The sequence below is a fragment of the Nostoc sp. ChiSLP03a genome (assembly GCF_034531215.2).
Lineage (GTDB): Bacteria > Cyanobacteriota > Cyanobacteriia > Cyanobacteriales > Nostocaceae > Nostoc.
The window spans coordinates 1-24,935 of record NZ_JAVRBQ020000049.1; the positions used below are offsets into that span (position 1 = coordinate 1).

The window sequence follows — 24,935 nt, forward strand, 5'->3', positions numbered from 1 at the left end:
ATTGCAAAACCCTTACTCAACTACGTCAAAAGCTAGCTTCTGTCCTAGAAACAATTACACCAGAATACATTGCTTCCCTTACTTCTTACGACTTTATTCTCGAAGCTTTATTTAGCGCAGCTTCATAAAGAATTGGTATTACTAAATGTAGCACCAAATAGCCTAAACTTCAATTGATACAGCCAAAACAAGCTTTTTTTCCGTTTTTTGGTAAAAAGAGCAATTTTATTTTTGTAAGCCTTTCCTAGCAAGACTTACAGCCATTGCGTGGCGGCTCGTGTCAGACTCGCTACTTTTACCCCATCTACTGACATTTAGTCTTAGCGTCAGTCATAACGTGTTATTATTTGCTTCGAGATTCCTAGCTGTTTGTTCTGATAAAATACAGTGCTTGTTTTTGTTATCCCACTCAAAAGTGCACAAGTTTCCAATTCTTGGGAGCGTGTTACACAATTATTTGAAAGATGTATTAAATCAGTTTGCAATCAAACCTCATCTAAATTTCACGTTATTGTTGTTTGTAACGAAAAGCCCAAAATAGAATTCACTCATCCTCATATTACATACATTACAGTTGATTTTTCGCTTCCAAACGAGCCTAGCCCTGAAGCCAAAGGAGACACAGATAAAGGGCGTAAAATCTTAAAAGGATTAGTTTATGCTCGTCAATTTTATCCCACTCACACTATGACAGTTGATGCTGACGATTGTGTTAGTGGAAATTTAGCTAAATTTGTTCAACAACACCCTGATTCTAATGGATGGTTTATAAATAAAGGTTATAAATATCAAGAAGGCAGTGATTACATATATATCAAGAGAAGCAATTTTTATAAAATGTGCGGTACTTGTAACATTATTCGATATGATTTGAATGATTTGCCAGAAACCGCAGAATATAATCGTGGCTACGGATACTATAAATATTATATAGACCACGCTAAAGTGAGAGAGATTTTAAAGAACAAAGGAAAATCCATTAGATCATTACCATTTCCAGGTGCAGTTTATATTTTGGAAACAGGAGAAAATCTTTTTGAAAATTCAAAAAGATTAAGATTTAGTATTTTTAATCGTAAATTGTTAAATCAATCATTGAAAGATGAATTTGGATTATACAAATTACAACAATCCAGAGAGATTTTTCAACTATCGGAATTTTAAATTGTTTTTGGAAAAATCTCATAAATAGCCTTATATGGTGTGTTAGCAAAGTGTAACGCACCAAAAGCTTGAAATTGTGCCGTAGTGGCATGGCAGAGCTAAAATGACGTGAATTCGATGAACCTCTCCCTCCCAACCTCCCTTTCCCCGTAGGAAAGGGAGGAGCAACGAAAAATTAGGGTTTTGGCTTTCCTCTGGGTGTCCAAGAGGGGTTGGGGGAGAGGTCAAAAAAGGGCTTGTCGAACTCACGTTAAGAGGCTGTACCAACGCTTAGAGCGAGTAATCGAGCGTCGGGAACCTCCGCAACGCACTGGCCCCTACGTGTATTTTATAAATCAAATATTAGTCCTATATAATGGAGTCTTTTGCGAGGCTGATAGGCTACAGTGCCACTATGCCAAAATTTAAATCGAAATCTCAGCAATCTAAAAAATCGAAAAAGCAGGCTAAAAAGGAAACTTCTACCCTTAGTCTCAAAGAACAGTTAGCCCAAAAGCGCAAATCTGCTCAAGTACGTAAAGAACTCACTAGCTTACTCACCACCGCCATTTTTGGCGGTGTCTTCGTTGGCATTCTACTTTTTTTCGTAGCTGGAATTAAAGCAGCAGTCCCTGGCGTGTTAGGGATAATAGTCATGTCCCTTTCCTACAAATATCCGCGCCAAGCTCTATATGCCTTCATTATTTACATACCTATTGGAGGTACTGTCACCTACTACTTGGGCAATAGTCCCATACTCCAATTAGCTAAAGATGCCTTTTACGTTCCAGCGCTAATTGGACTTTGGCAAACTTGCCGTAGGCAGGGGCTACCGATAATTATTCCCAAAGGTATTAGAATCCCACTTTATATTGTTTTAGCTTGCAGTCTGCTAACACTGTTGTTTGTTAATGGTGGACAGCAATTTAACCCGCCTAGTGCAGGACTATTAGAAAAAGCACCCCCAGAAATACCATTAGGTATGGGAATTCTGGGACTAAAAGTATTTTTAGGCTATGTCCCTTTGATTGGTTGTGCCTACTATCTAATTCGCGATAAGCGGGATTTTCTATTTTTATTGCGCCTCCAGATTGTCCTCACACTGATTTGCTGCGCGCTGGGATTTATTCAATATTTTTTACTACTAACTGGTGTCTGTCAGGGTACTAGAGGTCTGGAAGGAGATGCTTTATTTAGAGCAACACTCGAAGCCCGATGTTATTTTGGTGGAGCGCTAGTATATAGTCCCGAAGAAGGGGTTATTCGTCTACCAGGGACATTTGTAGCTCCTTGGCAATGGGCATGGTTTTTAATTTCTAGCACCTTTTTTACCTTTGCCACCGGCTTCACCGATCCCTCGCCAATATGGCGGATTATCGGTTTAGCTTCTATAGTGGGAGTCTTTATCGATGCTGTAATCTCTGGGCAGAGAATCGCCTTAGCTTTAGTACCAATCTGCTTCGGGATTTTGCTATTGCTTACCGGACAACTTGGCAACCTGAAACGATTTATCCCTATAGGCGTGGGACTTGCCTTCATTCTGGGAATTGCGATGGTGAGTAACCCTGCTGTCGTACAAGAGAGAACCGAGAGTTTTATCAGTCGTTGGAACGCTTCACCACCTCAAGATTTTATCATCCAGCAATTTGAAGAAAATTGGAAAAACGTAGACGGGCCATTGGGAAGCGGCTTAGGACGAGCAACAAACTCTGCCCGTGTGATGGGCCAAACTAAGCTTGTGGAAACCTACTATCCCAAAGTACTTTATGAAGTAGGAATTTTTGGATTACTATCGTTTCTGGGTTTGGTAACAAGTTTAACAATTCTGGGCTTTAAAACCTATCGCTCCATAAAGAACCGTAATTTCCGTAGTTCCGGAGCAGCTTTGTGGGTGTTTATATTGTTTATTAGCACCAACACTTACTACTATCCTCTGGATGTCGATCCTGTCGCGGCCTATTATTGGTTTTTTGCGGGAGTTCTTTTTAAGTTACCAGAACTGGAGAAACAAGATAAGGAAGAAGCCAACCCCGATCAAAAAAAGAAGAAAAAACGTCTAAAAACAATTTAAATGAAATAAAAATGGCCAAAGATATGATTGGAGGTCAAAAATACCTCAGTATTTCAAACCTACCTCGAAATTCTCGCCATACACTTATTTTTCGATGATACTTATTGATGGGTAAGTAATTTCGTAGTCAGGGAGAGGAATGAAAGTGAGGTTTTCCAAAATCCGTGAAAATACAGTATGTAAATTAAAGCAACAGCCACTTACTGAATTTCATGAAAATTAATTTCTACAAGGCTATTATATAGGTAGTAAAATTACTTAATAAAATTTATGAATAATTGTCCATTAGTTACTGTAGTTATTGCAACCTACGGACGAGAAGAAGCACTACGCGATAGCATTGTGGATGTCTTAAAACAGGATTATCCAAATTTTGAAGTTTTAATTGTAGACCAAACTCCAAAACACCAACCAGAAATTCAAGCCTACCTAGAAGAGATGGCAAAGGCAGGTAAAATTAAATGGTTGCGCTTAGATTGGGCAAGTTTGCCAGGGGCGCGGAATTATGCCGTCCGGCGGTCATCTGGTGAAATAATATTGTTTATTGATGATGATGTTCAGTTAACCCCTGGATTGTTAGCAGCCCATGCGAAAAATTATGTGCAAAATCCAGAGGTGGGGGCTGTAGCCGGTCGGGTCTTTGACAGAATGAAATTAGGTGATTCTGGAGGAGATTTAGAGATTGAATATCTGCCTCCCGAAGCTATGGACCCAGGAATTGCTTGGTATCATATTGATTTAGTACATACCATCAAACCCCAACAAGTGCTGACAGCGAGGGGCTGTAATATGTCATTTCGCCGCGAAATCTTTACTAAGTATGGATTGAGGTTTGATGAAAGGTTTCGCGGTAGTGCAGTACGCGAAGAGTCAGATTTTTGTTTGCGGGTAAGACAGACAGGGTATAAGATTTGGTACGACCCAGAAGCCCATTTGGTGCATTTAGGCGAAGAAACAGGGGGTTGTCACGATATTAGTATGCGATCGCTAAAATATCAACTCACCTTCTACCACAACCATTTTTTACTGGGGTTGAAAAACCTGACTGCAACTCAAGCTTTGCGTTTATATGGTCGTTTATTTGACTGTCACGTTCTCGGACGACCACCTTGTCACAAAAGCGGTTCTCCCATCAAAATTGCCACTCGCGGTATTTTCTACATTTTGGGTTTTTTCAAAGCCTTGGGTACTGTCATCCAATCATTATGGAACGATGGTCAAATTTACAGTCGATTGGATGAACAAGTTTAGTTAGGAGTTAGGAGTTAGGAGTTAGGAGTTAGGAGTTAAGAGTTAGGAATTAGTAAATGACAAATGACAAATGACAATGAAAATCTTAGTTGCTAGTCACACTTATATCGTAGACCTCAACTGTGAAAAATTACGCGCTTTATCTAAACTAGAATCTGACATTGAAGTGACAGTTGTAGTCCCAAAGCGCTGGAAACCAGGCGGTGTACAAAACAAAATTATTGAAACTGAATACCGTGATGAAGGCAGATTTAAAATAGTTCCAGTTTCTAATTTTAGTAAAAATCATCAGGGACTTCTTACTTTTGGCGCTGATTTGATATCTTTATTAAAACAATTCCGCCCGCAAATCATCCAAGTTGAACAAGGTTCGAGAGCCTTGGCTTATACTCAAATGATTGCCTTAAATCAGCTATTAGGACTCAATTCTAAAAATATATTTTTTACTTGGTGGAATCTTCCTTATAAACTGAAACTACCAATTTCTCTATTAGAAAAATATAACCTTAACCACAGCCACGGGATTATTTCTGGCAATCAAGATGGAGCAGAAATTTTGCGGCAACGGGGATATACAGGTGCAATTAAAGTCATGCCACAACTGGGTGTAGATGAAAGTTTATTTACTCCCAAAGTTCAACCAGAGTTAGCAGCTAAGTTGGGCATTGAAAAAGAAGATTTTATAGTAGGTTTTGTAGGTCGCTTTGTGCAAGAAAAGGGTTTATTAACGCTTTTGCAAGCTTTAACTACTTTGACAAATAAACCTTGGAAATTACTATTATTGGGACGAGGAGAGTTGCAAAGTGAATTAATGAAAATTGCGGCAGAAAACAATATTAAAGATAGATTAATTTTGAGAGAAAGTGTTCCTCATCATGAGGTTGCAAGTTATATCAATTTAATGAGTACTTTAGTATTACCTTCAGAAACAACTTACAAGTTTAAAACCTTAACTTCTGCTGGCTGGAAAGAGCAATTTGGTCATGTGCTAATTGAAGCAATGGCTTGCCAAGTTCCTGTAATTGGTTCTGATTCTGGGGAAATTCCCTATGTAATTGGCGATGCTGGCTTAGTATTTCCTGAAGGTGATATTCAAGCTCTTGCTAATTGCTTAGTTCAATTAATGGATAAACCAGATTTTGCTCATACTCTCGGTGAAATGGGTTATCAAAAAGCAATGATTCAATATACAAATAAAGCTTTGGCTAAACAGCAATTAGAGTTTTATCAAGAGTTAGTCATTAGTCATTAGTCATTAGTCATTGTAGTGAATAATAAAGGGCAAAAGTCAAATGACAAATCACAAAGGACAAATGACAAATGACAAAAAAATGAAAGTGTTACAAATTGTTCCCTCAATTTCTTTAATTTACGGCGGGCCGAGTCAAATGGTACTTGGATTAGCTCCGGCGTTAGTCAAAGAGGGAGTAGAAGTTACAATTCTCACAACTGATAGTAATGGCGATAATGGTCAAACACCTCTGGATGTTCCTTTAAATCGCCCAATTAAACAAGATGGCTATGAAATAATTTACTTTCGTTGCGCGCCATTTCGTCGCTACAAATTTTCCCTAGATTTATTAAACTGGCTAAAACGTCACGCTCATGAGTTTGATATAGCACATATTCATGCTCTATTCTCGCCAATAATTAGTGCTGCTGCTCTTGTCTGTCGTCAGCAAAAACTACCTTATATTTTCCGTCCTTTGGGTACTCTCGATCCGGCTGATTTACAAAAGAAAAAGCAATTAAAACAGCTTTATGTGGCAATTATAGAACGTCAAAATTTAGCTAGTGCCGCAGCAATTCATTTTACCAGCGACCAAGAAGCTAAAATATCAGAACGATTTGGAGTATCTACACCAGGTTTGGTGATTCCCTTGGGTGTGATTCCCCGTCAATCTTCTATTCAAAATGTATATAGTCAGTTAGAAATACCAAAGGATGTACCATTGGTGCTGTTTATGTCACGAATTGACCCGAAAAAAGGGTTAAATTTGTTGATTCCGGCGCTAGAAAAGCTGTTAGCGGTTGGTTCTAAGTTTCATTTTGTCTTAGCTGGGACTAATCCCCAAGAACCAGATTACGAACAAAAGATAATATCCCAAATTCAAAATTCACCATTGCGATCGCACACTACAATTACAGGCTTTGTCTCTGGTGAACTCAAAGTTAGTTTACTACAAGCTGCTGATTTATTTGTCTTACCTTCCTACTACGAAAATTTTGGGATTGCTGTAGCTGAAGCGATGGTAGCAGGTGTACCTGTAGTCATTTCTGACCAAGTACATATTTGTCAACAGATACGTGATAGCGAGTCGGGTTGGGTAGGCGCAACAGATGTACAAGCACTGGTAGAGTTACTACAAGAAGCTTTGCAAAATCCCGCAGAACGCCAACGACGGGGATTAAACGCTCAAAAGTATGCCTTGGAAAATTTTAGCTGGGATGCGATCGCAAGGCAAACAATCCAAGCCTACCAGAAAATTCTCACAAACAAATGAATTTAACCCAACGCAGATAAAAGCAGTTTTTGCCAAATAGGCGCTAGAACAGCTTTCACAACAATATCCGCAATCACAAAACCAATTCCAATCAATATATAAGTTTTCGGAAAGGGAGACTTTGGAACTTCGCCTCTGATGCGAGTTATTAGATTTAATCCTAATGCAGCTAAAGCCACCCCAGTAGCGATAAACCCGATTATTCGCAAAATTGACCACGGATACCATCCTAAAATAGCTGCTAACCAAGGTTTAGCACTCATTTTCACTAATTCTGCAACATAAAAATTCATGTAGTTCAGCATCCAAGTACCAAATATCAATGCTGCGCTACTTAAGGTGACAACGCAGAGAAGACAAAAAATTCCGTAGTGCAATAAATGGTTTGGTAAAAATAAACGGATTGTTCCTTCCATACCTTCTCCCGTGCGAATCCAGTGGAACATTTCTGTAGTGTATGACTGTCCGCGGAGAATGACTTTTGCTGCTGTTTGTGGCGCGATTGTTGTTGCTATAATCACGGCAATACTCTGCAAAACTCCCCACAGTAACATCCACCAAAAAGCACTTTTATATTCTTGACGACGCACTTGTAAAAAGAAAATGGGATAGGGGACAGCAGCACCTAAAATTGGCATCAACCAAGGAACTCCAAAAACAAAACTCGCAGTTGTGCTGAGGATAACACCAATCACTAAAAAGGTTAGTATCATCATAAGTTATTCAAAAATAAGAAATATTTTGTAGTCTTTATTCTCAATACTTGCGTTATAAAATTAATTTTTAACACATTATAAAATTTTCAAAATCTTGTATTTATGCTAAAAAAATTTCTCGTAGTTCTGCAATAATGTGGAAATATTGCAACTCAATAAACCTAGAGTGCAATAGCTTGTAGTCATCTATCGCCTTGATATTTGCAATCCTCTATGTAAAGAAAAATCTATAGGGAAGACATATTAATTAAATGCATACATATGAACTTTAGTCAATAGAATTATTGGCATTTGTCCGGTAAAAGGGTAAAGAAACTTAAAATCCTTTCCCTTTAACCTTTACCCTTTCCCCTAAGATTGCAAAAATATATTTTTGCAAGAGGTCTAATAGTTTTTACCTCTCTTTCTTCGGTTATCCGAGAGCGCTGACAACCTAAAATTTTGTTTCAAACTGCTAAAGTCCGATTGGGAAATAGGGGTTTTATGTCATGATGGCATACTAGAATATATATGCCTTTCTAACTACAGGGAATCTCTCATGGCTCTCCGTCTAGGTGACACAGTACCCAACTTTACGCAAGCCTCAACACACGGCGACATCGATTTTTACCAATGGGCAGGTGACAGCTGGGTTGTGCTGTTCTCTCACCCTGCTGATTTTACACCTGTTTGTACAACAGAACTTGGCACAGTTGCCAAGCTCAAACCAGAATTTGACAAGCGCAATGTCAAAGCGATCGCACTCAGCGTTGATGACGTAGAATCCCATAAAGGCTGGGTGGGAGACATTGAAGAAACTCAAAGCACCACTCTGAACTACCCGATTTTGGCAGATGCAGATCGCAAGGTTGCGGATCTGTACGACATGATCCACCCGAATGCTAATGCGGCTGTGACAGTGCGATCGGTTTTCGTGATTGACCCCAATAAAAAACTCCGCCTGAGTTTCACTTATCCTCCCAGCACAGGACGTAACTTTGACGAACTTTTGCGGGTGATTGATTCTCTGCAATTGACTGATAATTACAGCGTGGCGACACCAGCAGACTGGAAAGATGGAGAGGATGTTGTAATTGTCCCTTCACTGAAAGATCCAAAAGTACTAAAACAGAAATTCCCTAAAGGTTATGAGGAAGTCAAACCCTATCTGCGGGTAACTCCTCAGCCTAACAAGTAAATCTGAAAATGATTTCGGATAAAAAGCAAGGGCGCAAAGATATAATTTTGCGTCTTTGTTTTTTGCGTGAGAATATAGTCAGTAGGCTAGGCATCTGAAGCTGGAGGAAACCCCGATGTTCTCATCTCCTTTGGTTTTGCAAATTCCGTCATCAATGCAAATGACAGACGAACAATTTTTTGAATTCTGTCAGGTGAATCGTGACTTACGCATTGAGCGAAAAAAGAGTGGAGAATTGCTAATTATGCCTCCTACTGGTTCAGAGACAGGAAACCGAGCAGGTAATATCTCAGGACAGTTATGGGTGTGGTCGGAACAAGATGGTACAGGTATAACTTTTGACTCTAGTACTGGATTTAAACTATCAACAGGTGCAAACAGATCGCCAGATGCCTCGTGGATTAAACTAGAAAGATGGAATTCTCTGTCTCCAAAACAACAAGAAAAGTTTGCTCCGATTTGTCCAGATTTTGTAGTTGAACTCAAATCTCCTAGCGACAACCTCCAGATTTTGAAAGAAAAAATGGAGGAATATATGAATGAGCCAGGAATACAGTTAGGTTGGTTGATTGACCGTAAGCAGCGTCAAGTTTATATTTATCGTCCTGGATTGCCAAAGGAATGTTTAGATAATCCTGCTAGTGTAAGCGGCGAGTTGGTGTTGCCTGGGTTTATTTTGAATATGAGTAAAATTTGGTGAGAAAATTTTATTTAAATTTAGGCTGGTGACGATACAGCAAAGCAGCGAGGTAAAAAATGTTGATTAGTGTTGAAGGGACATATCGTAATGGTAGAGTGGAACTCACTGAACAACCTACTGATATAGATGAAGGAACGCGAGTAATTGTGACTTTTATAAGGTCGAATGAGATTGACCTAGCTTCTCAGGGAATTAACAAAGCGCAGGCTGAGATTTTGCGATCGCATCTAGCAACCTTTGTAGAGGACTGGGAGAGTTCGGAAATGAGTATTTATGACAACTATGACGCAGCCAAAACAAACCTTTAAGCGAGGTAATGTTGTTCTGGTACTATTTCCAAATTTTAACCTGACTTACGTTAGCGTAGCGGTAGCGAGTCCACTTCGCTTTTAGCGTCTCGTAGAGAGCGGCATTACGAATTACTTGTTGTACCAAGCTTTTCGCCACTGTTGCATTTGTTTAATTTCGATATCTTGGGCTTTAACAATTTCTTGGGCTAATTTCTTGATTTCAGGGCGTTTCGACTTACTTAAGGCATCTTGCGCCATTGTTACAGCCCCTTCATGGTGAGGAATCATCGCATTGATAAAGCGCAGATCAAATTCCGCATCAGCTGCACCTAAATCTTGACTCATCATCATAGTTTTCATTTGGTCAGATGACATTTCCATCATGTGGCCCATTTGACTGTTGTAAGCCATTGGTTTATCTCCCGCCTTGGGATACCAAGTTTGTCGCCACTGCTTCATCTGAGTGATTTCTTGGTTTTGCGATTTGATGATATTGTCTGCTAGCTTTTTGATTTCAGGACGTTTTGATTTCTGCTGCGCAACATTCGCCATTTCCACAGCCCCTTGATGGTGCGGTGTCATAGCATCGATAAATCGTAAATCAAAATTGGCATCGGCTGGGCCTAAATCCATTCCCATACTGTGATTCATCATGCCACCACCGTGATTCATCATCTGCTTGTCATTAGCATTGCTGGTGGTTTCCTTTGGCGCTTGGCTTTGGTTCTGGGAAGCAGTATTGCTACAGCCTGTAATTAACCCACCAGTTGAAGCGATCGCAACAAAACTTAGCGCTAAAAAACCATTCCTGAAAAATAGCAGTTGCATAAATCTTACTTAACATATTTCTAATTTTAACTATCTAATAATCCAATGAAATTAAGATAAAATCTAAAGATTACCGATAACTTATTTTTACAAAGCCAGGGATCTTGTTTCTCATTGCACTAATTGCTCATACCTATACTCGGTATATGGGAGATTTATCGGGTTTACGAGCGATCGCTAATGTCTGAACCTGCTACTGTAGAATCGATTGCTGACGCTATTTCAGAAAACTAAGTTATTTTGAACAAGAACGTTTACGTGCCGAAGAGGCAGAAGAACGGGCTAAACACGCAGAGTAAGAAATCGCTCGACTGCGGGAGGTTTCACGTTTACAGGGCATCGACCTAGCGAATATTCGATCGCATTAGGAGATTAATTAAATACATTTTCAAGTTAAAATCTAGTAATCAATATGTAAAAAAGCGTAATTTTCTGAAAGTAGGGCATCGTTTGCAAGCAACAGAAATTAAGGATCGGTTAAAGTCCCTTATCGAGCAAGCCTCCTCGATAGATCATAATCTAGCGAGAAGATTAGATGAAATCAATCGTTGGGTAAAAGACATCAAGCCAGGTTCTCTGACTGCAAAACCCTTTGTAATTGCCTTTCTGCTAGAGGTGATTACAGATTCTGCAATTTGGCTGATGATTAAATCCTTACCTTCAGAAGAGGAACAAAAAGCAAAGTTCGAGATGATGACGCCGATTGAGAGATATTGGTATGGTTATCTCTTTCCCAGATGGTTCAATGCAAGTGACTCCAAGTTTTATATTTGGAAACAAAAATTGATGGCAGGCGAGTTTAATCAGGTTGATAATGATATCATTAGATCGATAGCTCAAGATATTGTTCAGCGAGAAGGTAGTTTTTGGCAGCGTTATATAGCCGACCTTTCTATGGCAACAGATTTAATTGTTAGTCGTAACAATCAACCACTGTGTATTCAAGTTACCAGTGTTAGTGAAGAACTCAATCATCAAAAGTACGAAGCTTGGCAAAATACACTGCGATCGTGGGAAATCGAGAGGGGGCTGTTCTTAAGTTACAATCCCAAAGATGCTAATTTTGTCAACCAGTTAGTCAACGTGGCGCTGTATAACAGTGATTACCTTTCTGGTGGCAAATATTTAAAATTTTCGTGACTTTTCAGGAATTTCATATTTCCGATTTGTGTCTAGCCTATATACTTAAGTGCTAATTACAGCTTTTATGCCTAATAAGAGAGAAACTCACTGCAACAATCAAGTAGATACATTTGCTGAAGCTTTAGCGACGGCGCGACAAATGCAGCAAAACTGGCTAACTTATGGAGTTGATTTTGTGAATATTTACGTTGAAGATGTGGAGGGAGACTGGCTAGAAACGTGGGGACATGACGAAATATTAGGTAATTTTCAATTAGATACTATTAAAGAATTTTTGGTAAGTAATGATAGTGTAGCTGTGAGGGTAAGAGAGCATTTAGGAGAGCGATCGCTGTTTGATTTTGCCGTAAACTTAGATGAATCTTGGAGAATTTCTCAAGTAGATGACAGGCTATCTGCTGTGAGAAGCTTGTTAGCTGGTGAAGGAAATAGTGTTGATACCGATGATATCAGATTAGTGGATTTAGCAAATACTCTGGTGGGAAAGTTGGCAGAGATTTTGTGAAATTTAGAATCATAGCAACAGACACAATAAACCGCTTGTAGAGACGGCGATTTATCGCGTCTTTGTAATAACCAGGTTCATATTCCCTCTCATCCCTAATTTTGTGGAATCCAAACAGATGCTATTGTATCCATCAGTGAAGATATCGCTGGATAAGGTAGGATATTTTGGAACCAATCACAGCTAGTGCGATCGCAACCCTCGCTTTTACCAAAGCATTTGAGAAAACTATCGAGAAATTCACTGAAGCAGCCCTAGTAAAAATGGACGAGCTGCGAAAAAAGATTTAGGAGAAGTTACGGGGAAATCTGAAAGCAGAAACAGCCCTCGTTGCTGCTTAAAAAGGCTCGAAACCCGATTTAGACAGAGTTGCTGCTTACTTGCAGATAATTTTACACGAACAACCAGAGTTTGCTAAAGAAGTAGAAATACTGGCTCGTGAGATTGAGGCTGGTAAGATAGTAGACAAAAGCAATATGACCCAAATCAATCAAGACAATGCCAAAGGATGGCAAACTAAAGTTGAGGGTGGAACAGTTTATCAAGGCGAGATTAACATTCATCATGCACCCCCCAATTCTTGAATTGAGCCATCATGAACCAAAGCAACCAAGACAATGCTAAGGGCTGGCAAACTCAGGTTGGGGGTGAAACAGTTTATCAAGGCGATATTAGTATCCACTATCCTACTCAGCAGTTACACTCATCTCCTCCAAATAATATTCCTTATCGGGGTGTTGCGAACTTTGTCGGGCGGGATGAGAAACTTGTAGAACTACATAAAAAGTTGCTGCAAAATGACAACGCGGCAATTTTGGCTGTGGCTGCTATGGGAGGAATCGGTAAAACTGAACTGGCGACACAATACGCACAGCGCTACAAAGTCAATTATCCTGGTGGGCTTTGCTGGTTAGATGCCAGAAAACCAAATTTAGCAGCAGAGATTGTGGAGTTTGCTCAGTTTTACATGAAACTGGAAGTACCGCAAACCTTACTGACTTCCCAGGAACAAGCAAAATGGTGCTGGCATAATTGGCAACCACAAACAGGACTAGTTTTGGTAGTATTGGACAATGTTGACGATGTGATTAACTGGGAAAATTCTCGTCAAGTCCTGCCAACAGATAACCGCTTCCGTATATTGATGACAACTCGGTTGCGAAATCTCGGTTCAACAGTTCAACAGATAACTTTGGATGAACTCTCACCAGAGAATGCTTTGAAATTGTTGACAGCTTTGTTGGGTGAAAACGATCGGCGGGTGCAACGGGAACCACAAACGGCAGCAAATTTATGTAAATGGCTGGGATATCTGCCTTTAGGTTTGCAATTAGTGGGCGCGTATTTAGCAGAAGATCCAAATTTATCTTTGGCAGAGATTTTACAGCAATTGCCAGCCCAGCAACAATCTCAATTAGAAGCCGTATTTGAATTAAGCTGGCAACAACTCGATTATATGACACAGCGTGTCGGTGAGTTGTTGAGTTTATTCGCCTCAGATATCATTCCTTGGCAAATAGTTGAATCTGTCAGTCAGCAGCTAAATTGGGCAAAGGCAGATGTTGACGAAGCGAGAAAGCAACTTTATAAACGTCATTTAATTCAAAGCGTAGCAGAAGGAGAAAGTTGCTATAAAATTCATCCTTTAATTAGGGAGTTTTTGCGGGGGAAATTGGCAAGGTTAAATACGGTTGATGAACTCAAAAAAGCCTTTGCCGCAGCATTAGTAGAAATTGCTGAGAAAATACCTGAATCTCTCACTCTTGAGGATATCAAGTTAGTGCAACTGGCAATTCCCCATTTAATTGAGGTGGCACAAAATCTGATTGATGCTGTGGAGGATGAAAATTTAGCTTGGGTTTTCACTGGCTTGGGCAAATTCTATCAAGGACAAGGTTTGTATACCTTAGCAGCACCTTGGTATGAGCAAGGATTATCAACGGTGCAAACCCGTTTGGGAGATGCACATCCTAATGTTGCCACCAGCCTTAGCTGGCTGGCAAATCTCTACGATTCTCAAGGACGCTACGACCAAGCCGAACCCCTGTATCTGCAAGCTTTAGAACTTTATAAACGCTTGCTGGGAGATGCACATTTCCATGTTGCCACCAGCCTGAACAACTTGGCATTACTCTACTATTTTCAAGGACGCTACGACCAAGCCGAACCCCTGTTTCTGCAAGCTTTAAAAATTTGTCAGCAGGTGTTTGGGGTAAATCATCCCAATACAGTTACTGTTCGGGAAAATTTAGAAAATCTCCAGGCTAAAAAGAATGCTAGCCGTAAAGTTAAGAATAATGCTAATAATTCCTGGTGGGAGAAGCTTTTAGGGTTATTTGAGTGAAGCGAAAGTTGTGATTATAGCAAGGAACTGGGGACACTTCGGCGTCGCAGTTCGACACAACGACCGGCTCAGTGCATCGCTGCGCTTACCGTAAACTCAGTGCATTGCTCTTTACTGGGTGAAAAGTCTTTTTGTGTTTCGGTTTTATCCTCCTCAAATTAAAATTGAACAAAAATAATAAACGACACCCCGAATTCAATAAGGGACTTCCAAGTAAAAAAATATTCCATAGCAGAGGGACAAGGAAGACAAGGGGGACAAGGGGGACAAGGAAGAAAGAAGTCTAGTTGAGTAGACAAATTGGATAATTTATTTTTTGGAGTTCCCTAAACGACGCACCGAATTCAACAAACGACGCACCGAATTCAACAAACGATCGCCCGAATTCAACAAACGACGCACCGAATTCAACAAACGATCGCCCGAATTCAACAAACGACACCTTTGACTGAAAAAGAAAAAGGTACAAATCTTAAGGTGAAACAGTATAACCATCTTGGCTGTTCCTATGGAGACATTGCATTGCAACGTCTCTACATTTGAATTCTTGCCGCAATTCAGTAATGCCAAATTATTTTTAAATTAAAGCTTTACAAGTATAAAATTATACTTTAATATAAAAATAAGAAAGGCGATCGCCCTCCGTCAAGAGCCTGCGATCGCCTTTCTGTAAACCCCCATTCTGGGAGACAATTACAATAATGGCACAAGTACAAAAGTTTGTAAAAAATCAGAAGTTCGCCCAATCAAAATTACAACAGTACTGAGATGGCGAAAACTTAAATATACCCATCCCGAATCAATCTTCTGCAAATCAATTACCGAAAAGAGAACCAATTAAACATCTATTATAGGACTTACGCATCGTACATAAGTACTAAACACAATTTGGGTATTTTAGCCATGTTTTGCATCCAGCGATCGCAAATGTCGGAATAAATCAGGGTTATCTGAAGCCTCTGAAAAGACTAAATACCGTAATACACGTTTTAGTTGATTTGTATAGTGCGTAAGTCCTATATTAATAGGTTCTCCAAAAGCAGTTATGTTAATCTAAAAATAGCGCCTCTAAATCGCGGTAGCCACTCACTATCCGCACAACTTCAATCCCCTCTGCAATTGGGCGATAAAATATCAAATAATCATCAACTGGAAAGCTACGCAACGCAGGTAAAAGCTCATCCCGCCTACGCCCCATACTGGGAAACTGTGCTAAGATATCAAACTTTTGAGTGATGATTGTGAGAAGTCTATCTGCGATATCTGGATTTCCAGCAAACAGGTAATCGTTAATTTCTTGTAAGTCTTGGGTAGCTTGAGGCGATAAAAATATAAACTCATTATTGCCCCTGAGTCTTTCTCAAAGCTTGGTTCTTTTGACGCAGTTGCTCAATTACTTCTCTACCGTCGAGTCGTTCTTGACGATCGAGTTGCTCAACCCCAATCATAATTTCTCTTTGCAATTCCTCAAACCGACCCTTGTAAATACGTTCCCGTTCCTCCAACAGCTTAATACCTGCAAGAATCACTTCCTCATTTGAGTTGTACTTCCCGCTTGCAACCTGACTTAAAATAAACTGCTCAAGCTCGGTTGTTAAGGAAATATTCATAAATTTTTACCATATTTTTGTTCTCATATTCTAATTCTAGATGCGAACTGACTAGAGTCCATTGCGATCGCATTCACTAGATGTTAAAACTTTGGGTGTATTGACTTATACGCAAATTACCTCACTTGCACTGTGATCGCACAGATTTAACTCTCTTCAAAATGCACCATAACCACGTTAAGCTGAATTAAAGTGGCAATTTATTGCGCTTTTTAACATGTAAATCTCTGTTCTTGTCAAAATTTAATTTTTTCTGCTTGAGAAACCCGGAATGCTAGACCGAATTTTTGATTACCTCGACTTTCATTTTAGCCTTGAAGCCCTTATAGTTCTGGCGATCCTGGTGCTTTTAGAGGCGTTGTTATCTGCCGACAATGCGATCGCTCTGGCTGCGATCGCAAAGGGGCTAGAAGACGAAGAACTTGAGCGTAAAGGACTCAACTTTGGTTTAGTCGTTGCTTATGTGCTGCGAATCACCCTGATTCTCACTGCTACTTGGGTACAACAATTCTGGCAATTTGAATTATTGGGCGCTGCTTATCTGCTGTGGTTGGTATTCCAACACTTTACCTCGGAAGAATCTAAGGACGAACACCATCACGGGCCGCGTTTTAATTCATTGTTGCAAGCCATACCCGTGATTGCATTTACAGATTTAGCATTTTCTTTGGATAGCGTGACCACTGCGATCGCAGTTTCTCAAGAAAAATGGCTAGTGCTAACGGGTGCAACAATTGGTATTATTACGCTGCGATTCATGGCGGGATTGTTTATCCGTTGGCTAGACGAATACGAAAACCTAGAAGACGCAGGCTATGTAACTGTAGCGTTGGTAGGCTTGCGCTTGTTATTAAAAGTGGTCAACGATAGTTTAGTTCCACCAGAATGGATTATGATTGCTGCTATCTTCCTGATTTTAGGCTGGGGATTTTCTAAGCGCGTTAGTACTGAATTACCCCAAGTAGAACCAGAAAAAAGCGAAGTCTCGAAATAAAAAGAGCAGGGGGCAGGGGCAGGGGAAATAACTAATTCCTAGTCCCCAGTACCCAGTCCCTAGTACCCAGTCCCCAGTCCCCAGTCCTAATGTCTTACTCGTGCAACCAAGGCGTTAAGTGTGGTTGCCAACTGACTAATTCTTCATCCTTAAACCATAGGGCTATTTCCCGTTGCGCGGTTTCTTGAGCATCAGAACCGTGGATTAAGTTGCGACCAATATTCAGACCAAAATCGCCCCGAATCGTTCCTGGCTCTGCTGTTAAAGGGTTCGTCGCACCAATAATCTTTCTAGCAGATGCAACGACACCATCACCTTCCCATACCATTGCTACCACTGGGCTAGAAGTGATAAATTCGACTAGACCAGCAAAAAAGGGACGTTCCCGGTGAACATCATAGTGTTGTTCAGCCAATTCTCGACTGACTTTTAGTAACTTTAAACCAACTAGGGTAAAACCTTTAGTTTCAAAGCGACGGATAATTTCCCCCACTAGTCCCCGCTGTACTCCATCAGGCTTAATCGCTAAGAATGTACGTTCCATTGCTATCTCCCAAAGCTTAATAAAGTTTTTATCTTGTCATTTGTCCTTTGTCATTTGTCCAAAGGTAAGGGTTTTGCACTAATGACCAATGACCAATGACCAATGACCAATGACTAATGACTAATGACCAATCAGAGTTTATCTCAGAAATTATCCTTGGGTGCATATACGTTCCTAAATGAATGCGCTAAATTGTTAACTCGTGGGTGAAAAACAGAGGTTAGGAAGAAATGGGTGTTGAGTCAACTGCTACATCTGACGAGGTGGTACAAGTACCGTCCAATGGACAAAAAGAAGTGAAAAATCACAAGCACAAAAAACTGTTACCACCGAGTTCTACCACAGGAGATTTACCTCGCTCCTGGAAAATTGAGGATAGCGAAGCCTTGTACCGCATTGAAGGATGGGGACAACCTTATTTTTCCATTAACGCAGCTGGTCACGTTACCGTCGCACCCAAGGGCGATCGCGGGGGTTCTCTTGACTTGTTTGAATTGGTCAACGCCATGAAACAGCGCAACTTGGGACTTCCCATGTTGATTCGCTTTTCCGACATTTTAGAAGACCGGATTGAGCGGTTGAATGCTTGTTTTGCCAAAGCGATCGCCCGCTACAATTACCCTGGTGTCTACCGTGGTGTGTTTCCCGTCAAATGCAATCAAGAACGGCATTTGATTGAGGATTTAGTGAAATTTGGCAAACCCCATCAATTTGGTTTAGAAGCCGGTTCCAAGCCAGAATTAATGATTGCTCTAGCTATTTTGGATACACCAGGAGCATTGTTAGTTTGCAACGGCTACAAAGACCGAGAATACATCGAAACGGCAATGTTAGCCCAAAGACTAGGGCAAACACCAATCATTGTCTTAGAACAGATTGAAGAAGTTGATTTGGTGATTGATGCCAATCGCCAGTTAGGTATTAAACCGATATTAGGTGTTCGTGCTAAACTCAGTACTCAAGGCATGGGACGTTGGGGAACCTCTAGTGGCGATCGCGCTAAATTTGGTTTGACAATGCCTGAAGTCATCGAGGCTGTTGACAAGTTACGCGAAGCTAACCTGCTCGATTCTTTGCAGTTGATGCACTTTCACATCGGCTCACAAATCTCCGCCATTAATGTAATTAAAGATGCTATCCAAGAAGCCAGCCGCATTTATGTGGAATTGGCAATGCTGGGAGCTGATATGAAATACCTTGATGTGGGTGGCGGTTTGGGCGTAGATTATGATGGCTCCCAAACCAACTTCTATGCATCGAAAAATTACAACATGCAGAACTATGCCAATGACATCGTGGCAGAGTTAAAAGATACCTGTGCAGAGCGGCAGATTCCCGTACCAACACTGATTAGTGAAAGTGGACGAGCGATCGCTTCCCATCAGTCGGTACTGATTTTTGATGTTCTTAGTACTAGTGATGTTCCTCTCGACAACCCAGAACCTCCACAAGAGGGAGAATCCCCGATTATTAATTATCTTTGGGAAACTTACCAATCCATTAACAAAGAGAATTATCAGGAGTTCTACCACGACGCAACACAATTCAAAGAAGAAGCCATCAGCCGCTTCAACTTAGGAATTTTACGCCTCAGAGAACGAGCTAAAGCCGAACGTCTCTACTGGGCTTGTTGTCAAAAAATTCTTACCCTCACTAGACAGCAAGAATACGTACCCGATGAACTAGAAGACCTAGAGAAGATAATGGCTTCCATCTACTACGTGAATATGTCAGTGTTCCAATCGGCACCAGATTGCTGGGCGATCGACCAACTATTCCCGATCATGCCAATCCACCGCTTAGATGAAGAACCAACACGGCGGGGAATTTTAGCAGATCTCACCTGCGACAGTGATGGCAAAATCGACCGCTTTATTGACCTGCGCGATGTCAAGTCGGTTTTAGAATTGCACACCTACAAGCCCGGAGAACCCTATTATTTGGGAATGTTCTTGAATGGAGCTTATCAAGAAATCATGGGCAATTTGCACAACCTGTTTGGCGACACCAACGCCGTTCACATCCAATTAACGCCCAAAGGCTACCAAATTGAACATGTTGTCAAAGGTGACACCATGAGCGAAGTAGTAAGCTACGTCCAGTATGACTCCGAAGATATGGTGGAAAACATTCGCCAGCGGTGCGAGAAAGCATTAGAAGAAAAGCGCATCACCCTAGCGGAATCTCAGCGACTACTGCAAACCTACGAGCAGAGTCTTAGAAGATATACGTACTTAAATAGTTAGGAATGGGCATTGGGAATTGGGCATTGGGCATTGAGAATTGGGCATTGAAAAACTCTTCCCCATGCCTCATGCCCTATTTCCCATTCCCCATTCCCCATTCCCCATGCCCCATTCTCTAATTTGTATTTGTCCCCAACAATTCCTCTATCGCTTGTCGCTCAACAGGGGTATGTGATGGCGGTGTCTGACGGGCATCGGTAATCAGCCAGTCTAAAGCAGCAGCTTGAACATCGATCGCAGCGCCAGTTTTATCTACGCAATAACGTCCAAATACCAGCTTATCGACTAACCGGACTCCAGGGCCCAGGCGCGACCATTCAAAAATGACACTGTTTTCTACTGTTGCACCACTACATATCCAACAATTGGGGCCAATCATGGCTGGGCCGACAATTTTAGCTCCGTCTTCGATTCTCGTCATCCCACCAATATAAACTGGGCCTGTAATATCCACTTTGTCCCAATTTACGGCGACATTTAAGCCAGTGTAAATACCAGGGGCGACTTCATGACCAGGAATTTGCACATTTTTGATTTCACCCAGCAGCACGCCGCGAATCGCCCGCCAATAGTCTGGGACTTTACCAATATCTACCCATTCAAAGTCCATAGGAATGGCGTAAAAGGGAGCTTTGATTTCTACCAATTTGGGAAACAATTGGCTACCAATGTCATATTCAACATCAGAAGGAATATAGTTAAAAACTTCTGGCTCAAAAATGTAAATACCTGTGTTGATGTTGGTGCTAAGGGCTTCTTCAGTTGAAGGTTTTTCTTGGAAAGCTTTGACACGTCCCTCTTCGTCAGTTACAACCACACCATAGCTAGAAACTTCTTCCTTCGGAACAGATTTAGTGATAATAGTAGCGATCGACCCTTTAGCTCTATGCCATTTAACTGCCGCAGTTAAATCCAGGTCAATTAAAGCATCACCACATAAAACTACAAAGGTATCATCAAAAAACGGTGAGAAGTCTTGGATGCGCCGCATCCCTCCAGCGGAACCTATCGCTTCGCCCACCAGTTTTCCGTCGTCATCAATTTTCCCTTCAAAGGAATAGGCAATTTGCACCCCAAACCGCTGACCATCACGGAAGTAGTTTTCTATTTCCTCAGCCAAATGACTAACATTGACTAGAATCTGGTCAAATCCATGATGGCGTAACAGTTCCAGCAAAAACTCCATCACTGGCTTTTGCAGGATGGGCATCATCGGCTTAGGCATAGTGTACGTAATCGGACGCACGCGAGTACCCTTGCCAGCCGCGAGAATCATCGCTTTCATAAAAATTTATTCCTCAACCACAAGCCAGTTTACTTTCATTGAGTGATACTTAACCATCAGTTTTTATTTCTGCTCTAAGTCATCCCTCAGAATAGGGATAACAGGAATTTAGCGTTTATTACAACCATCGATATACTTAGATGACAAGCGATCGCTTATCTTTTCAATTTACTCGGATTTTAGGGCTAAATCAAAAATCTATGACAATGTAGGCAGCAGCTATACTGGAGCCAGGAGGAAAATCCCATAAAATAAATTCCTATTTTTCTCACAAGGAAGCCTGAAATCTTGATGCCAAGGACTCACTTTGCTTTCTGCTTCACTTCGACTCCTTTCAACTCAGCACGGGCTGAACCTTAGCTATCCGCTAACGGAACTCAGCACTCTTCATAGACTTAGTTCATCGGATTCTCAAAAGGGTTGCCGATATTAGCTGAATCTCTAATTAAGCGAATTTTAATTTCATGATAAAAGTCCTCTTGAAATAGCTCTACTTTCGATTGAGCCGAGAGTAATAGTAGTGCCCAGAAAACGCTAACTAGGTTACTGTGTTTAGACTCATGTCCAGACCTATGTCCAGACCCATTTTGGTTAAGAAGCTTTGTCTTAGTCCATAATTCTACAAGTTGTTCTAAATTCAACCAATTTTGTTCTAAACTTAGCTCTCTTGCCGACAATTTCAACACCTGCTCCAGTTCCCCAGCGACTTCTGTCAGATTTTCTTGGTGAGCTAACTCCAGCGCCTCTCGCATACTTTGAACGCTAGGTTGACGCCTGGGACGGATAGGTTTGCTGACTTTTTCTACCAGTTTCAGTTGGTTAGCCATAATCTGCAATTGCTCAATTAACTCTTGCAGAGTCACCCGGCGCTTTGGTGGTGGCATCGCCGCTGGACGACGACGTAATTGCCGTTCTAAGGGTAGACGATGACCCTGATGTAATACACCGTCTTCATCTGACAATAGGGCATCATCTTCTACACCATCTTGTGCATCTCCTACTGTTGACAATTGCATCAAGGTATTTGCCTTGAATAATACCAGCATTGATGCTGATAAAAATGCTTGTCCAGATTGAGACAAGTCCGCTTCATAGCCTCTTGTTATTGCCCCCGGTGCCATCAGTTCTAAATAGCGGTCAATCACCTCGATCACTTGGACATCCCAAGGATCAATTTCCCCCTGCTCGGCTTGGTAAATCAAAAATGTGATTGTTTCTAACAGCTCGGAAGCTTCCATCAACAGGCTCTAAGTTAATTAATGAGAATCAAAAGACTGTAAATTCAAGACTAAACTAATTGACTATTGGCAAAGCGTATACTCTATACATTCGCTTGCGCTTCTTTTTTCAGAAATTACCTGCTGGCAATATCCTTTAAAATTTGTAATCGATCACCATTGTGAATTGTGAGATTAGATTGTGCAACTTTTGACCTTGGGCATTGGGCATTGGGCATTGGGCATGGGGCATAGGGCATTGAGAAGAGACAAGGTAGACAAGGAAGAGGGGGGAGATAAGAAAAAGACTTGTTCAATAATTCCCCCTTGTCCCCTTGTCTCCCTTGTCCCTTTGTCTTTCCTGCCCCCTCCCCCTGCCCCCCTGCCCCCTTAATTAGGAGGCGAATCATGGGCAATAGTGACAGTTGAGACAAAATCACTCGGCTTGCCGCTCTTAATCGCATCGAAAGTGCCCTTAATAGTACCAGCAATTGGAACAGCAACAATTGTCCCTAACAAGCCAGCAATCTCAAATCCCATCAAAATAGCTACAAAAATCCAAATAGGATTGAGTCCGATAAAATTACCGAGTATTCTGGGAGCTAATAAGTTATCTTTAACCTGCTGCATAAGAATTGCCGCGATCGCAACTTGAACTGCTAACCACCAATTTTGCAGTAGTACTAAAATTGTCACCAGACCAATACCGAGAGACGCCCCAATAAAAGGAATGAGTTCTGAAATACCGATTAAAATGGCAAACAGCAGGGCAAAAGGCACCTTTATGACTAAGAAAATTGGTGTCAGGGTTAGCACCATGAACAATCCTAGTAACAGCTGCCCAAGGAAGAAGTTCTGAAAGTTTAAGCGCAAGGATGTGGTGAGGGGATCTCCAATGTTAGAGGGTAAAAGATTGATCAGACCATACCAGACGTGATCGCCATATAAAAGCATATAAAATGCAAGCACAATGACTAACACTAAGTCAACTAATCCAGAAAGTAGTGTTCCAGCAAATCCTACTGCACCAGAAGCTAGCTGTTGCACTACATTTTGAATGTTGGCATTGATTTGACTACTCACAACCCTCAGATCGATTGGCAAACGTCGTTGCTTTGCCAACATCTCAAACTGCTCTAGGTTTGCTTGACTGGCGGTTAACCAATCAGGGATCTTATTTAACAGTTGGATTGTTTGATCAACGATCAACGGCACTAGGGTGACGCCCAGAATCCCAAGCAAGGTTAATGTTGCAAGTAAAACTATAATCACCGCCTGAGTGCGCGTGATCCGGGCACGTTCAAAGAACTTAACCGGGTAATTGAGCAGAAAAGCCAGAATCGCCGCAATGCTCAAAACAGTAATGGGATGCTGGAAATAGCGAAACAGCAAGGATAGTAGCCAGATATTGAGAGCGATAACTGGACCGCTCAGACCATAAATTAACAGACGTCGAAGGGAGGTCGAACGGCGCATCTGACGCAACCTATTTTAAATATTTCTTGAGAGAATTTGTAAAATTCTTGATGGCACTGATTATCATCATAGATATTTTTAACAAAGATATATATAAGCGTATCTGATAGCAAGGAAACAAATCACAATGGACAAAACTGTAGCTGGCCTTCGCAAAGACTACACCTTGGAAGGCTTGAGCGAACTCGAAGTAGAACTTAATCCTTTTATCCAATTTAAAAAATGGTTCGATCAGGCTCTAGCAGCACAACTCCCTGAACCTAATGCCATGACCATTGCCACAGCCACACCAGACGGTAAGCCTTCAGCCAGAATGGTGCTGCTTAAGGATTTTGATGAACGGGGCTTTACCTTCTTTACTAACTACAACAGTCACAAAGGACAAGAATTAGCAGAAAACCCCCAGGCGGCTTTAGTCTTTTGGTGGGCAGAACTGGAACGTCAAGTCCGAATTTCGGGGTATGTGGAGAAAGTTTCCGAAACTGAGTCTGACCAATATTTTCACACTCGCCCAGCTAACAGTCGCTTAGGTGCATGGGTATCTAATCAAAGCGAGATCATAGAAAGTCGAGAAGTCTTAGAGCGGCGCTTGCAAGAGTTTCAAAGCAAACATGAAAATCAGGAGATTCTTCGACCACCTCATTGGGGCGGCTTACGAGTTATCCCTACAGAAATTGAGTTTTGGCAAGGACGCCCTAGCCGTCTGCACGATCGCTTACTTTATAGCCGTTTAGATAATAGCACTTGGAAGATTGAGCGGTTGTCACCGTGAAGGGGAGGCAGAGGGGCAGGGGGCAGGGGAGCAGGGGGAGCAGGGGGAGCAGGGGACAAGGGAGACAAGGAGGAATTATTGAACCAGTCTCTCCCAAGTCTCCCCCCTCTTCCTTGTCT

25 protein-coding genes are annotated in these 24,935 nt (G+C 41.3%); 16 read left to right on the top strand and 9 right to left on the bottom strand.

All coding sequences use genetic code 11. The annotated features are described in order from the left end of the window. Positions 1–387: 387 nt before the first annotated feature. The 5 genes from RMY32_RS08205 (at position 388) to hpsP (ending at position 6,969) form a co-directional block, all read left to right on the top strand. On the top strand, positions 388–1,164 hold the full coding sequence (locus RMY32_RS08205) for a glycosyltransferase family A protein (protein WP_322714493.1): 777 nt from the start codon (positions 388–390) through the stop codon (positions 1,162–1,164). 394 nt (positions 1,165–1,558) lie between these two features. Then, the gene (gene hpsL, locus RMY32_RS08210; protein ID WP_322714494.1) at positions 1,559–3,214 is read left to right on the top strand and encodes a hormogonium polysaccharide biosynthesis protein HpsL; all 1,656 of its coding nucleotides are present in this window, start codon (positions 1,559–1,561) and stop codon (positions 3,212–3,214) included. Between the two features lie 270 nt (positions 3,215–3,484). Next, positions 3,485–4,465: a hormogonium polysaccharide biosynthesis glycosyltransferase HpsN gene (gene hpsN / locus RMY32_RS08215; RefSeq protein ID WP_322714495.1), complete on the top strand. Its 981-nt coding sequence runs from the start codon at positions 3,485–3,487 to the stop codon at positions 4,463–4,465. A gap of 76 nt (positions 4,466–4,541) precedes the next feature. Further along, complete coding sequence (hpsO, locus tag RMY32_RS08220; protein ID WP_322714520.1) at positions 4,542–5,717, top strand: hormogonium polysaccharide biosynthesis glycosyltransferase HpsO; 1,176 nt, start codon at positions 4,542–4,544, stop codon at positions 5,715–5,717. Positions 5,718–5,796: 79 nt separating this feature from the next. Continuing rightward, a complete protein-coding gene (gene hpsP, locus RMY32_RS08225; protein ID WP_322714521.1) occupies positions 5,797–6,969 on the top strand; it encodes a hormogonium polysaccharide biosynthesis glycosyltransferase HpsP in 1,173 nt (390 codons plus the stop codon). A 2-nt stretch (positions 6,970–6,971) separates the two neighbouring features. On the opposite strand, the gene RMY32_RS08230 is transcribed toward hpsP, so the two are convergent. Beyond that, positions 6,972–7,685, bottom strand: a complete 714-nt coding sequence (locus RMY32_RS08230) for a hypothetical protein (RefSeq protein ID WP_322714496.1) — start codon at positions 7,683–7,685, stop codon at positions 6,972–6,974. A 538-nt stretch (positions 7,686–8,223) separates the two neighbouring features. On the opposite strand from RMY32_RS08230, the gene RMY32_RS08235 reads away from it, so the two are divergent. The 3 genes from RMY32_RS08235 to RMY32_RS08245 all read left to right on the top strand — a co-directional run bounded on the left by RMY32_RS08235 (position 8,224) and on the right by RMY32_RS08245 (position 9,870). Then, the gene (locus tag RMY32_RS08235; RefSeq protein ID WP_322714497.1) at positions 8,224–8,862 is read left to right on the top strand and encodes a peroxiredoxin; all 639 of its coding nucleotides are present in this window, start codon (positions 8,224–8,226) and stop codon (positions 8,860–8,862) included. Between the two features lie 115 nt (positions 8,863–8,977). Continuing rightward, on the top strand, positions 8,978–9,562 hold the full coding sequence (locus RMY32_RS08240; RefSeq protein WP_322714498.1) for a Uma2 family endonuclease: 585 nt from the start codon (positions 8,978–8,980) through the stop codon (positions 9,560–9,562). 56 nt (positions 9,563–9,618) lie between these two features. Further along, positions 9,619–9,870, top strand: coding sequence for a hypothetical protein (locus RMY32_RS08245; RefSeq protein ID WP_322714499.1), 252 nt, complete (start codon positions 9,619–9,621; stop codon positions 9,868–9,870). A 111-nt stretch (positions 9,871–9,981) separates the two neighbouring features. Here the strand turns inward: RMY32_RS08245 and RMY32_RS08250 are convergent, their stop codons facing one another. Then, positions 9,982–10,680, bottom strand: coding sequence for a DUF305 domain-containing protein (locus RMY32_RS08250; protein ID WP_322714500.1), 699 nt, complete (start codon positions 10,678–10,680; stop codon positions 9,982–9,984). Between the two features lie 450 nt (positions 10,681–11,130). On the opposite strand from RMY32_RS08250, the gene RMY32_RS08255 reads away from it, so the two are divergent. The 5 genes from RMY32_RS08255 (at position 11,131) to RMY32_RS08275 (ending at position 14,672) form a co-directional block, all read left to right on the top strand. Continuing rightward, positions 11,131–11,820: a hypothetical protein gene (locus RMY32_RS08255; RefSeq protein ID WP_322714501.1), complete on the top strand. Its 690-nt coding sequence runs from the start codon at positions 11,131–11,133 to the stop codon at positions 11,818–11,820. 67 nt (positions 11,821–11,887) lie between these two features. Then, the gene (locus tag RMY32_RS08260) at positions 11,888–12,328 is read left to right on the top strand and encodes a hypothetical protein (RefSeq protein ID WP_322714502.1); all 441 of its coding nucleotides are present in this window, start codon (positions 11,888–11,890) and stop codon (positions 12,326–12,328) included. A gap of 167 nt (positions 12,329–12,495) precedes the next feature. Next, a complete protein-coding gene (locus RMY32_RS08265; RefSeq protein ID WP_322714503.1) occupies positions 12,496–12,618 on the top strand; it encodes a hypothetical protein in 123 nt (40 codons plus the stop codon). 90 nt (positions 12,619–12,708) lie between these two features. Next, positions 12,709–12,912, top strand: a complete 204-nt coding sequence (locus RMY32_RS08270) for a hypothetical protein (protein WP_322714504.1) — start codon at positions 12,709–12,711, stop codon at positions 12,910–12,912. 11 nt (positions 12,913–12,923) lie between these two features. Next, the gene (locus tag RMY32_RS08275; RefSeq protein ID WP_322714505.1) at positions 12,924–14,672 is read left to right on the top strand and encodes a tetratricopeptide repeat protein; all 1,749 of its coding nucleotides are present in this window, start codon (positions 12,924–12,926) and stop codon (positions 14,670–14,672) included. Positions 14,673–14,981: 309 nt separating this feature from the next. Here the strand turns inward: RMY32_RS08275 and RMY32_RS08280 are convergent, their stop codons facing one another. The 3 genes from RMY32_RS08280 to RMY32_RS08290 form a co-directional block, all read right to left on the bottom strand. Further along, positions 14,982–15,167, bottom strand: coding sequence for a hypothetical protein (locus RMY32_RS08280; protein ID WP_322714506.1), 186 nt, complete (start codon positions 15,165–15,167; stop codon positions 14,982–14,984). Positions 15,168–15,720: 553 nt separating this feature from the next. Continuing rightward, positions 15,721–16,005 (bottom strand): type II toxin-antitoxin system RelE/ParE family toxin, encoded by a 285-nt coding sequence (locus RMY32_RS08285; protein WP_322714522.1) that lies wholly within the window; start codon positions 16,003–16,005, stop codon positions 15,721–15,723. 7 nt (positions 16,006–16,012) lie between these two features. Continuing rightward, entirely contained in the window at positions 16,013–16,282 is a 270-nt protein-coding gene (locus RMY32_RS08290) for a type II toxin-antitoxin system ParD family antitoxin (protein ID WP_322714507.1), read from the bottom strand. 271 nt (positions 16,283–16,553) lie between these two features. Between RMY32_RS08290 and RMY32_RS08295 the strand changes: the two genes are divergently transcribed. Next, entirely contained in the window at positions 16,554–17,276 is a 723-nt protein-coding gene (locus RMY32_RS08295) for a TerC family protein (protein ID WP_322714508.1), read from the top strand. A gap of 94 nt (positions 17,277–17,370) precedes the next feature. Here RMY32_RS08295 and ndk read toward each other — a convergent pair whose 3' ends face one another. Then, positions 17,371–17,820: a nucleoside-diphosphate kinase gene (gene ndk / locus RMY32_RS08300; RefSeq protein WP_322670768.1), complete on the bottom strand. Its 450-nt coding sequence runs from the start codon at positions 17,818–17,820 to the stop codon at positions 17,371–17,373. Positions 17,821–18,050: 230 nt separating this feature from the next. Here ndk and speA point away from each other — a divergent pair, with 230 nt between their 5' ends. Next, complete coding sequence (gene speA, locus RMY32_RS08305) at positions 18,051–20,066, top strand: biosynthetic arginine decarboxylase (protein WP_322714509.1); 2,016 nt, start codon at positions 18,051–18,053, stop codon at positions 20,064–20,066. Between the two features lie 115 nt (positions 20,067–20,181). Here speA and RMY32_RS08310 read toward each other — a convergent pair whose 3' ends face one another. The 3 genes from RMY32_RS08310 to RMY32_RS08320 form a co-directional block, all read right to left on the bottom strand. Beyond that, positions 20,182–21,351, bottom strand: coding sequence for an NDP-sugar synthase (locus tag RMY32_RS08310; protein ID WP_322670766.1), 1,170 nt, complete (start codon positions 21,349–21,351; stop codon positions 20,182–20,184). Positions 21,352–21,746: 395 nt separating this feature from the next. Next, complete coding sequence (locus RMY32_RS08315; protein ID WP_322714510.1) at positions 21,747–22,589, bottom strand: ScpA family protein; 843 nt, start codon at positions 22,587–22,589, stop codon at positions 21,747–21,749. Positions 22,590–22,958: 369 nt separating this feature from the next. Beyond that, entirely contained in the window at positions 22,959–24,044 is a 1,086-nt protein-coding gene (locus RMY32_RS08320; protein WP_322714511.1) for an AI-2E family transporter, read from the bottom strand. A gap of 127 nt (positions 24,045–24,171) precedes the next feature. Here RMY32_RS08320 and pdxH point away from each other — a divergent pair, with 127 nt between their 5' ends. Further along, complete coding sequence (gene pdxH, locus RMY32_RS08325; protein ID WP_322714512.1) at positions 24,172–24,816, top strand: pyridoxamine 5'-phosphate oxidase; 645 nt, start codon at positions 24,172–24,174, stop codon at positions 24,814–24,816. The last annotated feature ends 119 nt before the right edge of the window (positions 24,817–24,935 follow it).